Source organism: Daejeonella sp., from assembly GCF_017495225.1.
GTDB lineage: Bacteria > Bacteroidota > Bacteroidia > Sphingobacteriales > Sphingobacteriaceae > Daejeonella.
This window is the reverse complement of the sequence record NZ_JAFEIG010000020.1, coordinates 545,147-560,399: the sequence shown is the minus strand read 5'-3', so window position 1 is coordinate 560,399 and position 15,253 is coordinate 545,147. Positions and strand designations below refer to the sequence as shown.

Genomic DNA, 15,253 nt, shown 5'->3' with positions numbered 1-15,253 from the left:
CTGTTTTATTGTATATTTTTGCATTAAAAAAGGACAGGTCGCGACCTGTTTTATTGTATATTTTTGCATTAAAAAAGGACAGGTCGCGACCTGTTTTATTATATATTTTTGCATTAAAAAGGACAGGTCGCGACCTGTCCCTACGTGTAAAATGCTAAATATTTATATTAAATAAAACGCTACTCTGGTCGGTGTTGTAACCGTACCAGCCACCATCCAATTACCCTAAGACAATAGGTTCTTCCAGCTCACTAATTTCCCGATAATTGTCTCAAGATCACTTGCATTTACGCGTTCTTGCTCCATGCTATCTCTATGACGGATAGTTACCGTATTGTCTTCTAATGTTTGATGATCAACAGTAATACAAATTGGTGTTCCAATCGCATCCTGACGACGATATCTTTTTCCAATCGAATCTTTCTCATCATACTGTAAGTTGAAGTCCAGTTTCAAAAGATCCATAATTTCTCTTGCTTTTTCTGGTAAGCCATCTTTTTTAGTTAGAGGGAATACCGCAGCTTTTACTGGCGCTAAGCATGGATGCAAGTGTAATACTGTTCTCGAATCTTGCTTTTCTTCAGTACTTAAATCTTGCTCCTCATAAGCATTGCAAAGCGTTAAAAGGAACATTCTGTCTAAACCGATAGATGTTTCAATTACATATGGCACATAATTTTTATTCTCAACTGTGTCAAAATATTGAAGTTTCTTGTTTGAGAATTTCTCATGCTGACTCAAATCGAAATCTGTGCGGCTATGTATTCCTTCAACCTCTTTAAAGCCAAATGGGAATTCAAATTCGATATCCACTGCTGCATTAGCATAATGAGCTAATTTAACATGGTCGTGGAAACGATATTTATCTTTTGGCGTACCAACGGCTAAATGCCATTTTAATCTCGATTCTTTCCAATGATTATACCATTCCATTTCTGTACCGGGTTTCACGAAAAATTGCATCTCCATCTGCTCAAATTCGCGCATACGCATGATAAACTGACGTGCAATTACCTCATTACGAAAAGCTTTACCAATTTGTGCAATCCCGAAAGGAATACGCATTCTTCCTGATTTTTGAACATTCAGGAAATTAACAAATATACCTTGAGCAGTCTCGGGACGAAGATAAACCTCGTCAGAACCCTCTGCCATAGCACCCATTTGCGTGGAGAACATCAAGTTAAACTGTCTTACATCGGTCCAGTTTCTAGTTCCTGAAACAGGACAAACAATTTCATGCTGCTCAATTAATTCTTTTAAAGCAGGTAAATTATCAGCTTCTAGCGCTTTATCCATTGCATTTTGCAAGTCTTCTGCTTTTTCTGTTTTACCGTCTTTAATATAACGTGCAATTTTATCTTCTATAAGATTATCGGCACGATAACGTTTTTTGGAGTCTTTATTATCAATCATTGGATCCGCGAAACCATCTACGTGTCCGCTGGCTTTCCAAATTTTAGGATGCATAAAGATGGCTGAGTCGATACCAACGATATTCTCGTTCATCTGTACCATGCTCTTCCACCAATAGGTCTTGATATTATTCTTTAGCTCTGATCCAAGCTGCCCGTAATCATATACAGCACTTAAACCATCATATATTTCACTTGATTGGAATACAAATCCATATTCCTTCGTGTGGGAAACTACATTCTTGAAAAGTTCGTCGTTGTTTTTGCTCATAACAGTGCAAAGATAGTATAGGAAATTAATTTTATCGGATATTTTTACCTTATAAGCTTCAAAAGCTTCTTTTTTAGGTATATTCCTTAATATACTAAAATTATTTAAAATATCCAAGAGGCTTAAAAATCGATTATTATTAATTATTAACTTTGCCACATGAGCATTGAAGTAAAAGATCTTTGTAAAAGCTATGGCACTCAAAAGGCAATTGATGGAATTTCCTTCAATGCCTCTCCAGGTAGTGTTTTAGGCTTTTTGGGACCCAATGGTGCAGGGAAATCTACCACCATGAAGATTCTTACCTGTTTTATTCCACAGTCTTCGGGCAGTGCTCATGTATGTGGTTATGATGTTAGGACTAACTCGATGGAGGTGCGCAGAAACATAGGCTATCTCCCAGAACATAATCCACTATACCTAGATATGTATGTTCGTGAATCGCTCGCTTTTATTGGGTCGATTCATAAAACACAGCACATTGATAAACGTATTGATGAAGTTATTGAGCTTTGCGGATTAGGGGATGAGCAGAACAAGAAATTAGGGGCACTTTCGAAGGGTTATCGTCAGCGTGTGGGACTTGCCCAAGCGATTTTTGCGGATCCGAAGGTTTTGATTTTGGATGAGCCAACTTCTGGACTTGACCCCAATCAGGTGATAACAATTAGATCGTTGATTAAAGATCTTGCCAAATCTAAAACGGTTATTTTATCTACTCATATTATGCAGGAGGTAGAGGCCATTTGTGAACAGGTAATCATTATCAATCAGGGTAAAATTGTTGCCGATGATCAATTAGCTGAGCTAAGAAAAAAGCATGGAAATAAAAGCCTTGAGGATATTTTTATTGAGCTCACAGCTTCAATTGTACTTTAATATACACAATTAAAACGAATTTTGCAAATAAATTAATCATAAGTGATCAGTATTTTTTTTAAAGAATTAAGCGCTTTCTTCACCTCATTGGTTGCCTATATGACCATGGCAGCATTTCTGCTGGTTACAGGATTATTCCTCTGGGTTTTTCCCGACTCGAGTATTCTGGATTATGGATATGCCGGTTTAGACAGTTTTTTCAATATCGCTCCATACTTATTCATCTTTTTAATTCCTGCCATTAGCATGCGCTCATTGGCCGAAGAAAAGAAAGATGGTACTTTTGAGCTCCTCGCTACTCGCCCTTTAAGCGATTGGGATATCGTTTTAGGTAAATTCTTGGCTTGTTTATCCATTGTTATCATCACCCTTATTCCTACAATCATTTATTATATTAGTGTTTATCAGCTGGGAGTTACTCAAGGAAACATTGATACTGGGGCGGTAATCGGTTCTTATATCGGATTAATTTTACTAGCATCAGCATTTACTGCTATTGGTTTATTTTGTTCCTCCTTGGGGAAAAATCAAATTATTTCTTTCACATTGGCTGTTGTACTTAGTTATTTTTCATTTAGTGGCTTCGATTCCATTAGCTCCATTATTTCATTGCAGGGAATGGCCAGTATTTTGACTGCTTTGGGTATCAATGAGCATTATCAATCGCTGAGTAGGGGGGTCTTAGATACCCGCGATCTAATCTATTTCTTGAGCTTTTCTGCTCTGTTTTTAGTATTCACCAAAACTAAATTGGGGAGCAGAAAATGGTAAATCAAAGAAAAATGGATTTGCGCAATCTTGCGCTATTTATCGCAGCAATCATTCTGTTAAATGTGCTTGCATCTGAGTTTTTTACGCGATTCGATTTTACTGCCGAAAAGCGCTATACACTTTCGCCCATTACAAAAAACATTTTAAAGGATTTGAAAGATCAAGTCCAGATTACGGTTTATTTGGAGGGTGAATTTCCTGCCGGATTTAAGCGTCTGAGGAACTCTACTGAAGATCTTTTGCGAGATTTTGATTCCTATGCGGGTAAAAACCTTCAATTTGATTTCGTAATTCCATTGTCGGGTGATCAAAAATCTCAAGAGGAAGCTTATCAGCGTTTACTCGAAATGGGAATTGAACCCACTCAACTCAGTGTGAAAACTGAAGATGGGATGTCTCAAAAATTAATCTATCCTGTTGCTTTAATTACTTACAAGGGTATTCAAACTCCTGTTAAACTATTGCAAACTAAAGCTGGTGTTAGTCCCGAAGAAGTTCTAAACAATTCCATTCAAAATTTAGAATATGCCTTTGCAAGTGCTATTAAGAGGTTAACTGCTGGTAGTTCCATCCGAATTGGCTTTACTGAGGGGCATGGTGAATTGAATGATTTACAGCTGAATGATGCTCTTCAATCTTTAGGTGATAGTTATGAAGTCGGAAGAGTTGATTTAAAAACTATTCCTTTTGAGGGATTGGATAAATTAAAGGTTTTGGTGATCGCTAAGCCTGAAACGGCCTTCTCGGAAGCCGAAAAATATAAAATTGATTATTTCGTAATGAATGGTGGTCGCTTAATTTGGTCCTTAGATCAGGTTAGCGCCGACCTTGATAGTTTACGAGGTGCTGCAGAACAATTAGCCTTCCCAAAAAAGCTAGATTTGGATGATATTTTATTCAAATATGGTGTTCGTTTGAATTATGATTTGATTGCAGACATGAATGCTGCTCAAATTCCTTTGAATGTGGGTGAAGTAGGCGGACAATCGCAAATTCAGCCATTGCCTTGGTTGTTTTACCCAATATTTGTCCCAATTTCCAATCACCCAATTGTTAAAAATTTAGATGGGATTAAATCCGAATTTTCGAGTACCATCGATTTGATTTCAGTGAAAAATGTACGTGCAGAGGTTATTCTTGCTTCTTCTCCGTTTAGTAAAAATGTGAAAGCACCAACAATGCTCTCTTTACAAATGGTGGAGCAAGAGCCCGATCCGGCACAATTTCAAAGTGCACCAATGCCCGTAGCGGTGCTTTTGGAGGGTGTATTTCCATCGAATTTTAAAAATCGACCAGTGCCAGAAGGGATTTTAAGCAATATTAAAATCCCAGAAAACAGTAAAGCCACCAAAATGATGGTCCTTTCCGATGGCGATTTTTTCAAGAATCAGGTCAATAAAAGCGATGGCTCGCCTTATCCTTTAGGGTTTGATCGTTTTATGCCTGATCAGCAATATGCCAATAAAAGTTTCTTGCTCAATACAGTCGATTATCTAGTAGATGACTCCGGAATTATTGGATTAAGAAACAAAGAAATAAAATTGCGATTACTTGATCGAGCAAAAATTAGACAGGAAAAAACTTTTTGGCAGCTAATTAATATAGTTTTACCATTATTTGTTATATTTTTATCTGGTATTTTTCAACATTACTACCGTATTAGAAAGTATACACGTTAAATTGTTTATTTTTGGACTTTAAAAATTAACAATCTTTGTTTTAAGGGTTAATTAAGCTGTTTAGGAAAACTAAAAAGCTTTACTATTATTGTTTTTCAGATATTTGAATATGAGATTTATAGTTTCAACTTCCACATTATTAAAACAGCTACAAGCTGTTAACGGCGCTTCGAGTAGCAGCACGGTATTGCCAATCCTTGAAAATTTCTTGTTTGAAATTAAGGATGGTATGCTCACTGTCTCTGCTACTGATTTGCAGACCAGCATGACCACATCTCTTGCTGTTGAGTCAAAAGAAGATGGTAAGGTGGCTATTCCATCTAAAATTCTTCTGGAAACACTTAAAACCTTACCTGATCAGCCAATCTCTTTTTCTGTAGATGATAAAACATTTGCTATTGAGATTAACGCTGGCGATGGAAAGTATAAGTTAAGTGGCGAGAATGGTGAGGATTTTCCTAAAATTCCAGTAGTTGAAAATCCTTCATCTGTGGCAATGCCAGCTTCAGTTTTAGCAGAAGCAATCAATAAAACATTGTTCGCAGTAAGTAGCGATGAATTACGTCCTGCAATGACCGGCGTTTACTGCCAGTTAAGTCCGCAGCACATAACATTCGTTGCAACTGATGCTCATAAATTAGTGAGATACCGCCGTTTAGATACAAAATCTGAATCTCCATCAAATTTTATTCTTCCTAAAAAGGCCTTGACTTTGCTTAAAGCTTCACTTCCTTCTGATGATGTAAGTGTTGCTGTTGAGTACAATAGCACCAGCGCTTTCTTTAGATTTGGTAATATTAACTTGATTTGTAGGTTAATTGATGAGCGTTACCCTGATTATGAGGCAGTTATTCCTACTAATAACCCTAATAAATTAATCCTCGACAGGGCCTTATTCTTAAATTGCCTTCGTCGTGTGGTTATTTTTGCCAATAAAACTACGCATCAAGTACGTTTGAAAATTACTGGTAGCGAATTAAATATCTCTTCAGAGGATGTGGATTTCTCAAATGAAGCTCACGAGCGTTTGAATTGTCAGTATGAAGGTGAAGATATGGAGATTGGCTTCAATGCTAAATTCTTAATAGAGATGTTAAATAATCTTAGTGGGGAAGAAGTATTGCTTGAAATGAGCAGCCCTAACCGTGCTGGATTATTAATGCCTCAAACTCACGATGAAGCAGAAGATGTATTGATGTTGGTGATGCCTGTGATGTTAAATAATTATGCCTAATAATTAACCAATATATTATTTAAAAATAGCTCGAATAACCTTCGGGCTATTTTTTTGACCTAATTCCAAAAAATAGATCCTTTTGCGGGTTTTAAAATTGGCTATTAATCTTCCTTTTAATAATTTAAAAGCAATTTAAGTAGAAAATTCAGGTCTTTATCGGCCAAATTTTCTATTTTTGCACAATATTTTACGAGCAAATTGGAACTAATACAGCAACTTTTAGATTTTATCCTTCACATTGATAAGCACTTAATTGAAATTGTTCAGGAATATCGTACCTGGACCTATTTAATTCTGTTTTTAATAATTTTTGCTGAAACAGGTTTCGTTGTTACTCCATTCTTGCCTGGCGACTCTTTATTATTTGCCGCTGGCGCAATTATTGCTAATCCTGATAGTGGATTAAATATCTATTTGATGTGTATTTTGCTAATTATTGCGGCTATTACAGGCGATCTAGTTAACTATCATATAGGTAATTACGTGGGTCCGATAGCTTTTAGCGGCAAGTATAAATTGCTTAAAAAAGAATATCTAGATAAAACTCAAGCATTTTACGAGAAACATGGCGGCAAAACCATTATTTATGCCCGCTTCGTTCCTATTATCAGAACTTTTGCACCTTTTGTAGCCGGAATCGGAACAATGAGTTATTCTAGATTTGCTCTCTACAATGTTTCAGGGGCTATTTTCTGGGTAGTCTCATTCTTGTTTATAGGCTATTTTTTCGGCGGACTCCCGATTATCAAGAATAACTTTACCTATGTTATTTTTGGTATCATTTTTCTTTCTATACTTCCACCTATTATTGAAGTAATTAAGGAGAGATATAAGTCTAAGATCTAATTCATAATGCACATTTTTTCCTGCTCAATTATTGCTATTGGACAGGCCCTTTACACTCTTTTTAATTAAAAACTTTGGAAATTTTAAGTAGTATCATCGATTTTCTTTTAAATATTGATAAATATCTAGTCCAAATTGTGAGCGATTACAGTACTTGGACTTATTTGATCTTATTCCTTATAATTTTTGCAGAAACAGGTTTTGTGGTAACTCCATTCCTGCCTGGCGACTCATTATTATTTGCTGTTGGGGCATTAATTGCGAAGGGGGATACGGGATTAAATATCTACATAATGGGACTATTGCTCATAGCTGCAGGTATTAGCGGAAATACAGTAAATTACTTCCTTGGTAATTTTTTAGGTCCCAAAGTCTTTAAACCTGGCAATCGTGTTCTTAAAGTTGAATATTATAATAAAACAAAGGATTACTTCAATAAAAAAGGAGGTAATATGTTAATATTTAGTCGCTTTATGCCAATTTTCAGAACTTTTGCACCCTTTGTTGCCGGAATTGGTAAAATGAATTTTGCCCTTTTTACTTATTATAACGTAGTTGGAGCCCTTGCTTGGATTATTAGCTTTTTAGGTATGGGTTTCATTTTTGGTAATATTCCTATTATTAAGGAAAATTTCACTTATGTGATGCTGGTAATCATTGTTTTAACTCTATTGCCTGCAATTATTGCCGCAATTAAAGCAAAAAAATCAATGGGAGAGAAGAGTAATTAGTTTTCTTCTCTGCCAATAATTTTTCCTTTTTGATAAAGCTCCTGCACTTTTTGCTGTTTTCTCTTTTCTTCAGCACTCAATTCGCTAGCTTTAAAATTACTCAACTTCGGCTGACCAGCATCTACCCATGCGCTATACCAATAGCTGCCAGTCAGTAGTATTGAAGCCCGCATTCGCTTTTCTACCATATTATTTAATGCTTTATGATAGGCAGCAGAAAATGCTTCTGAATATTGACGTTCTACACGCCCATTACGTTCGCTATAACTGAATTTACGGTCGGATGATATTTTTTTACTCAAGCTTGCCTCTATTATCAATACAGAATCAAGGTAGGAGTGGGAGCCTTGAACTATTTCCCAGGCTGTTTCTAGTGGATTATCAATGTATTGTGCCCTTCCAACAATAAAGTCATAATCTTTAGAAAATAATTCGGGTAATCTACTTTCCCAAAAACCATGAATGCCTGTCTGACCACTAAGTTGTCCATTATAATTCTCTGTGGTATGTAAGGGCACATGAGCATCCGAAATATAATGACCAAGGTCTGCCGATGCTCTTAATATCCGAATCGAATCACGCAATTGAAAGGCTTTGACTAAGGAATAATAAGTCCTTTCAATTTGCCATGGCACTATTCCATTTTCCTGTAAGGTCTTTGCTCCAAACTTCAGCTCTGCATCCTTCCATTTTCTAGGGATGCTATCAAAAGGCTTTTTACCATAGCGATCGGCATCAATAAAATGTCGGGGAGCCTCTGCAGTATCTGCATAACGGCGCTTATCTGGATCTACAGCATGTTCTGTTATATAGGCGATATTATTCTTGTAAAAGCGGATCATGTCACTCGGTAAAGTAAATACAGCTAGTCTGTTGATCTTTTGATGGGCAAAAAAGCCCCATGAAGTAAATATTAGGCCCATAAAAACAATGGAAACTAAAATTATAATCCTTTTCATTGTATTGAATTTATTTCAAACAATTTAGGCTAGTCTAAATTTAGCTTCAAATAATTTTATTAAGCGGTCATGTTAGTGATTAAACGGTCCCTTAGACTGATTTGATGATTTAAAATGCTATTTATCATTTAAAATTCGGATGCTAAATTGTTCTTTATCAAGGATTTTGCCACCACTTTAAAATCAAAATCGCTTTTTTTTGATTATACTTTGAAAATTGAAATAATCAGCATATATTTGCAGTCCTTAAAAGAAGGACGGAATAATAAGCTTAAGAAATGGCAAATCATAAATCATCGATAAAAAGAATTAGATCAAACGCAGCTAAGCGTTTACGTAATCGCTATCAAGCGAAAACCACTAGATCAGCAATTAAAAGATTACGTTTAACTACTGATAAATCAGAAGCTACACCACTTTTAAGCAAAGTGATCTCTATGTTAGATCGTTTAGCGAAAAAGAATATCATACACAAGAATAAAGCATCTAACAATAAGTCAAAATTGACTAAGCTTGTTAATGGTTTAAAATAATCTGAAAAGACCGTTTACTAAAAAAGGGGTTCCGTTTAATCGGAACCCCTTTTTTAGTTTTATACATTTCTATATGTTTAGCTCATGACAAATTATGAGCATAAAATAACGATTAAAGCATGGGCTGAAGAGGATCGCCCAAGAGAGAAATTAGTCCTTCAAGGCAGGCGCAGCCTTAGCGATGCCGAGCTAATTGCCATTTTAATTGGTTCTGGAAGTCGTAATGAGAGTGCAGTAGATTTAAGTAAACGTATTTTACATGCTTGTGATAACGATCTGAATCAGCTTGCCCGTTTAAGCATTGCCGAGCTTTCTAAATTCAAGGGTATTGGTGAAGCAAAAGCAATTTCTATTATTGCAGCACTCGAATTAGGGCGCCGAAGAAAAGATACTCTTAGTCGCGAAAAAGTTCAAGTATCAACAAGTATCGATGTTTATGATTCTATTGCTTCTCGCTTTAGAGATCTCAACCACGAAGAATTTTGGATTATTGTGCTAAACCGAGCCAATAAAATTACTTCGAGTCATTTAATAAGTAAGGGCGGACAAGCAGGAACAATTGCGGATCCTAAAATTATTTTCAATACAGCCCTCGAAAATCATGCAGCATCTGTCATTTTAGCGCATAATCATCCCTCAGGAAATTTGAAACCTAGTCAGGCAGATTTAGATTTAACCCGTAAATTACGCTCTGCAGGCAGGTTTTTAGATATTCCTGTCCTTGACCACCTCATCATCACTGATCATGGTTTTTTAAGTTTTGCCGATGAGGGAATTTTGGATTAGGCTCAAAGAAAATATCAATTAAAGCAATAACTGTTCTATTTTCCTATCTCAAATATCATATCTCTTTATATCTTTGTTTTTTATCATTTTTAGAACATGAAGATCTCCTATAAGTGGCTGCAGCAATTCATCAATACGAATAAAACTCCCGAAGAATTATCCTTAATATTAACCAATATCGGTTTGGAAGTTGAGAGCCTTGAAAAGGTTCAGTCAATTCCGGGCGGTTTAGAAGGTCTGGTGATAGGCTATGTGAAAGAATGTGCACAGCATCCCAATGCAGACCGACTAAAGGTAACTAAGGTTGATGTTGGATTGGGCGAAGATCTTCAAATTGTTTGTGGAGCAAATAATGTGGCTGCAGGCCAGAAGGTAGTGGTTGCGACAGTTAATACAACCATTTACCCGACTACTGGTGAGCCTTTTAAGATTTCTAAATCAAAAATTAGAGGTGAAGTTTCGGAAGGGATGATTTGTGCTGAAGATGAAATAGGTTTAGGTCATGATCATGCAGGAATTATTGAATTAGATGCAGATGCTAAAATTGGATTAGCTGCAAGCTCATACTTTAAATTAGAAGATGATTTTGTCTTTGAAATTGGCTTAACACCAAATCGTGCCGATGCAGCCTCTCATTTAGGTGTTGCCCGCGATTTAGCAGCCTACCTAAATTTAGAAATAACAATGCCTGATATCTCAAGCTTTAAAGTTGAGAATCAAGAATTAGTCATTCCTGTTGAAATTCAAGATCAAGACGCTTGTCGCCGATACTCCTCAGTAAGTATTAGTGGGATTACGGTTAAAGAATCGCCAGAGTGGCTAAAGGATAAATTAAACGCCATCGGAATTAGACCCATCAACAATGTAGTAGATGTGACTAATTTTGTACTCCATGAGCTAGGTCAGCCGCTACATGCCTTTGATGCGGATGCTATTGCCGGACAGAAGGTTATTGTTAAAAAATGTGCTGAGGGGACTATATTTACCACATTAGATGATGTAGAACGTAAATTATCTTCTGATGATTTAATGATTTGCAATGCGAATGAACCCATGTGTATTGCTGGTGTTTTTGGTGGTAAATCATCAGGTGTTAAAGATACAAGTACCAAAATATTTTTAGAAAGCGCTTGGTTTGATGCGGTATCGGTGCGTAAGACCTCTAAGCGTCATGGGTTAAAAACAGATGCCTCATTTAGGTTTGAGCGTGGTACAGATCCTGAAATGACTGTAATCGCATTAAAACGTGCTGCTTTGCTTATTCAAGAGCTTGGTGGCGGACAAATTTCATCTTCCGTATCAGATATTTATCCTGTTCCTGCCAAAGCTTTTGAGGTTGAAATATCATTTAAAAATGTAACACGTTTAATTGGTAAAGAGATAGCAAAAGAAGAGATAAAAGCTACTTTAAGTGGTCTAGGAATAAAAATAGTGGCGCAAGATCAAGAGGGAATGAAATTGGAGGTTCCAGCATTTAAAGTTGACGTTACTCGCGAAGTGGATATTATTGAGGAAATACTAAGAATTCATGGTTATAATAATATTGAAATTCCTACTCAAATCCGCGCATCTTTAAATACTTCGCAAAAACCTGATAAAGAGGTTTTACAAAATCAATGTGCTGATTTATTAAGTTCAAATGGATTTTTTGAGATTTTAAGTAACTCACTAACCAAATTAGCATATTCGGCACAGCCTGATTTAGCTGTTAAAATTTTGAATCCTTTAAGTAGCGATTTAGACGTAATGCGTCAAAATTTGCTTTTTTCTGGATTGGAAGCTATTTCTTATAATCAAAATCGTAGAAATTCGGATTTGAAATTATATGAGTTTGGTAAGGTTTATAGCCTTGAAAATGAGTCTTATAAAGAAAATCAAAGACTTTCAATTTTCTTAACGGGCGCTAAGCATGCCGAACATTGGGCATCTAAATCTAATCCGCTTGGTTTTTATAATATAAAATCACTCGTTGATTTGCTTGTTAATCGCCTAAATATTAAGGGTTTAACGTCAGTTGAGACTTCCAATCCAGATTTATCTTCAGGAGTTTCTTATCGTAAAGGAGAAAAAGTTTTAGTTGATTTTGGTACTGTTTCTAAAAAAGCATTAAAAAAGTTAGATATTAATGCAGAGGTGTTTTACGCAGATTTTGATTGGGATCTTATAGTGAAGTCGGTTAGAAACAATAAAATTGCCTATACCGAAGTTTCTAAATTTCCAGCTGTACGCCGCGACTTATCCATGTTATTAAACAAGGATATTACATTCGACCAATTAAAGCAAATAGCCTTAAAAACTGATAAAAGTCTGTTGAAGGAGGTGAATGTGTTTGATGTGTACCTTGGAGATAAGCTTCCAGAAGGTAAAAAATCATATGCACTCAGTTTTGTAATTCAAGATGATGAAAAAACGCTTACTGATAAGCAAATTGAGGCATTTATGCAGAAGTTGATTATTAATTTCGAGAAGCAGGCAGGAGCAGAGATCAGAAAATAGTATGAAATTCTATTCATATTAGGCTGCTGTTTTCAGCTTTAATTTTGCTTAAATTTGTACATTGTTTTTAAAATCAAAGAGTAATTAATTTACAATTAAAATATTTTCTATTATATTAAATAATTCTCAAGATTTTATACATTTGATAATGTGTACATCATTTATTTAAAAATTTTATAGCTTAATCAGGGCATTCATTTTTTTAATTTTACAAATGGCAGTTGCGAATCAGCTTAGTAAGGTAATTGACAAAACAGGCAGACTAATTGAGCTTTGCACTGCTTTGCAGGAGGAGAATGACTTATTAAAGCAAGAGAATGATCAGTTAAAACATAAAGTTAACCATCATTCACAGCTAAAAATTGATTTGGAAGAAAAGTTAAGAGTATTAACATTGGCTCGTTCATTGGAGGGTATTCAGGCAACTGATTTAGGTCTTAATGAAAAAACTTTTGACATAAAGCAAAAAATTACCGATTTTGTACGCGAAATAGATAAGTGTATTGTATTACTCAAAAAGTAGTAATAGTGAAATAAGCTCAAATGGGAGAAATCTCTATAAAAATAAATATTGCTGATCGAGTTTATCCTTTAAAGGTGAACACGGAAGAAGAGGAAGTGATTAGAAGGGCAGCCAAGATAATTAATGACCGTATAAAAGAATACCAAGAAAATTATGCGGTTCGGGATAAGCAGGACTTGTTATCCATGTGTGTTTTACATTATGCTACAGCCACTTTAAAGGCTGAAACTAGGGTAATGAATGAAGATGCAGATGTTACAGAGAAGGTTTATCAATTAGATCAACTGCTTACCGACTTTTTTTCTAAGTAATATCGTTCTTTAAAAGAGCATTAAAAAATTTGACTCGTTTAAATTTTTACATTCACTAATTAAGACTTAATACGCATTGTTAGATTATCCCATTCAATTGCTTCGGCATTAATTTGGTTTTTTAATTCTGCTATTAATACAATACAGGAATCTAAAAAATTTAATACGTTTTTTATACCTAAAACAATTATGAACATAATACAAATAGTACTCTACATATTCATCGGACTTGCTTCAGGGGTGGTTATAGGAAGGTTTTTACTTCGCAGCTTGTTTCGTAATCAAGAAATAAATGCTCAAAATAAAGCGAAAAAGATTCTTAAGGATGCAGAAACTAATGCAGAAATTTTAAGAAAAGATAAGCTGCTTGAGGCTAGAGAGAAATTTCTACAGATGAAGGCTGATCATGAGCAGGAAATAAATTCGAAAAATAACACGATCAACCAACGTGAAAATTCAATCAAACAAAAGGAGCAATCGCTCAATCAAAAGATTGAAAATCTTACAAGAAAAGAAGATGAATTAACGAATGTTAAGGCCAATCTTGAAAAGCAAATTGAATTAGCAAAAAAGAAACAAGAAGATATTGATGTTCTAAAAGGGCAACATATTCAAAAAATGGAAAGTATTGCTGGTTTATCTGCTGAAGACGCAAAAAATCAATTAATTGATTCATTGCGCGAAGAGGCTCGTACACAAGCAATGATTCAGATTAAGGATATTGTTGATGAGGCTAAATTAACTGCTAGTAAGGAAGCTAAAAAGGTTGTTATTCAGACTATTCAGCGTACTGCTACTGAAAGTGCAATCGAAAATACAGTTTCTATTTTCAATATTGAAAATGATGAAATTAAGGGTAGAGTAATTGGTCGTGAAGGTAGAAATATCCGCGCGCTTGAAGCTGCTACAGGAATTGAAATTATTGTGGATGATACTCCTGAAGCAATTATTCTTTCTGGATTTGATCCTGTTAGACGTGAAATTGCACGTTTAGCCTTACACCGATTAGTAACAGACGGTCGTATTCATCCTGCCAGAATTGAGGAGGTTGTTGCTAAGACTAAAAAACAGATTGAAGATGAGATTGTTGAAATCGGCGAACGTACGGTAATCGACCTTGGTATTCACGGACTTCATCCTGAGCTAATTAGAATGGTTGGAAGAATGCGTTATCGTTCATCTTACGGCCAAAATCTACTTCAACACTCACGTGAAGTTGCCAATTTCTGTGCAACTATGGCTGCAGAATTGGGATTGAACGTAAAATTAGCTAAGCGTGCCGGACTACTACACGATATTGGTAAGGTGCCTGATGATAATCCAGAATTGCCACACGCAATTTTAGGTATGCAGCTTGCTGAAAAATATAAAGAGCATCCTGAGGTTTGTAATGCAATTGGAGCGCACCATGATGAAGTGGAAATGACTTCCATGATCTCCCCAATTATTCAGGCTTGTGATGCCATTTCAGGTGCTAGACCAGGTGCTAGACGTGAAGTGGTTGAAAGTTATATCCGTAGATTGAAAGAGCTTGAATCATTGGCACTTTCTTATCCAGGAGTTGAAAAAACATTCGCTATTCAAGCGGGTAGAGAGTTAAGGGTGGTTGTTGAAAGTGAAAGAATTACCGATGCAGCTGCAGAAATTCTTGCTGCAGATATTTCTAACCGAATTCAAACAGAAATGACTTATCCAGGTCAAATTAAAGTGACTGTAATTCGTGAAACAAGGTCTGTTTCTTACGCGAAATAAATTTCCATAATTTAAAATTGATATGCTGGGCATTTTGTCCGGCATATTTTTTATCAAAATTTTC

Annotated in this window: 14 protein-coding genes; 12 read left to right on the top strand and 2 right to left on the bottom strand. The window is 35.7% G+C overall.

Going from position 1 to position 15,253, the window contains the following annotated elements; translation table 11 throughout:
- Positions 1-225: 225 nt before the first annotated feature.
- A complete protein-coding gene (locus QZ136_RS09800; RefSeq protein ID WP_291402915.1) occupies positions 226-1,686 on the bottom strand; it encodes a glycine--tRNA ligase in 1,461 nt (486 codons plus the stop codon).
- A 159-nt stretch (positions 1,687-1,845) separates the two neighbouring features.
- On the opposite strand from QZ136_RS09800, the gene QZ136_RS09795 reads away from it, so the two are divergent.
- The 6 genes from QZ136_RS09795 (at position 1,846) to QZ136_RS09770 (ending at position 7,829) form a co-directional block, all read left to right on the top strand.
- Entirely contained in the window at positions 1,846-2,565 is a 720-nt protein-coding gene (locus QZ136_RS09795) for an ATP-binding cassette domain-containing protein (RefSeq protein WP_291402914.1), read from the top strand.
- Positions 2,566-2,607: 42 nt separating this feature from the next.
- Positions 2,608-3,336, top strand: a complete 729-nt coding sequence (gldF, locus tag QZ136_RS09790; protein WP_291402912.1) for a gliding motility-associated ABC transporter permease subunit GldF — start codon at positions 2,608-2,610, stop codon at positions 3,334-3,336.
- Positions 3,337-3,347: 11 nt separating this feature from the next.
- A complete protein-coding gene (gldG, locus tag QZ136_RS09785; RefSeq protein ID WP_291402909.1) occupies positions 3,348-5,015 on the top strand; it encodes a gliding motility-associated ABC transporter substrate-binding protein GldG in 1,668 nt (555 codons plus the stop codon).
- 109 nt (positions 5,016-5,124) lie between these two features.
- Positions 5,125-6,249, top strand: coding sequence for a DNA polymerase III subunit beta (dnaN, locus tag QZ136_RS09780; RefSeq protein WP_291402907.1), 1,125 nt, complete (start codon positions 5,125-5,127; stop codon positions 6,247-6,249).
- A 201-nt stretch (positions 6,250-6,450) separates the two neighbouring features.
- A complete protein-coding gene (locus QZ136_RS09775) occupies positions 6,451-7,098 on the top strand; it encodes a DedA family protein (RefSeq protein WP_291402905.1) in 648 nt (215 codons plus the stop codon).
- A 74-nt stretch (positions 7,099-7,172) separates the two neighbouring features.
- Entirely contained in the window at positions 7,173-7,829 is a 657-nt protein-coding gene (locus tag QZ136_RS09770; protein ID WP_291402903.1) for a VTT domain-containing protein, read from the top strand.
- Here the strand turns inward: QZ136_RS09770 and QZ136_RS09765 are convergent.
- Positions 7,826-8,788: a zinc dependent phospholipase C family protein gene (locus tag QZ136_RS09765; protein ID WP_291402901.1), complete on the bottom strand. Its 963-nt coding sequence runs from the start codon at positions 8,786-8,788 to the stop codon at positions 7,826-7,828. The genes QZ136_RS09770 and QZ136_RS09765 overlap by 4 nt on opposite strands.
- A 278-nt stretch (positions 8,789-9,066) precedes the next feature.
- On the opposite strand from QZ136_RS09765, the gene rpsT reads away from it, so the two are divergent.
- From rpsT to rny, 6 genes are all read left to right on the top strand, one after another.
- Positions 9,067-9,321: a 30S ribosomal protein S20 gene (gene rpsT, locus QZ136_RS09760; protein WP_291402899.1), complete on the top strand. Its 255-nt coding sequence runs from the start codon at positions 9,067-9,069 to the stop codon at positions 9,319-9,321.
- 84 nt (positions 9,322-9,405) lie between these two features.
- The gene (radC, locus tag QZ136_RS09755) at positions 9,406-10,107 is read left to right on the top strand and encodes a DNA repair protein RadC (protein ID WP_291402897.1); all 702 of its coding nucleotides are present in this window, start codon (positions 9,406-9,408) and stop codon (positions 10,105-10,107) included.
- 96 nt (positions 10,108-10,203) lie between these two features.
- A complete protein-coding gene (gene pheT / locus QZ136_RS09750; protein WP_291402895.1) occupies positions 10,204-12,603 on the top strand; it encodes a phenylalanine--tRNA ligase subunit beta in 2,400 nt (799 codons plus the stop codon).
- Positions 12,604-12,817: 214 nt separating this feature from the next.
- Positions 12,818-13,126, top strand: coding sequence for a hypothetical protein (locus QZ136_RS09745; protein WP_291402894.1), 309 nt, complete (start codon positions 12,818-12,820; stop codon positions 13,124-13,126).
- Between the two features lie 20 nt (positions 13,127-13,146).
- Positions 13,147-13,437: a cell division protein ZapA gene (locus QZ136_RS09740; protein ID WP_291402892.1), complete on the top strand. Its 291-nt coding sequence runs from the start codon at positions 13,147-13,149 to the stop codon at positions 13,435-13,437.
- A 189-nt stretch (positions 13,438-13,626) separates the two neighbouring features.
- Positions 13,627-15,189 carry a ribonuclease Y gene (gene rny / locus QZ136_RS09735; protein ID WP_291402891.1) on the top strand — a complete coding sequence of 521 codons (1,563 nt, stop codon included), beginning with the start codon at positions 13,627-13,629 and terminating at the stop codon, positions 15,187-15,189.
- Positions 15,190-15,253 lie beyond the last annotated feature (64 nt).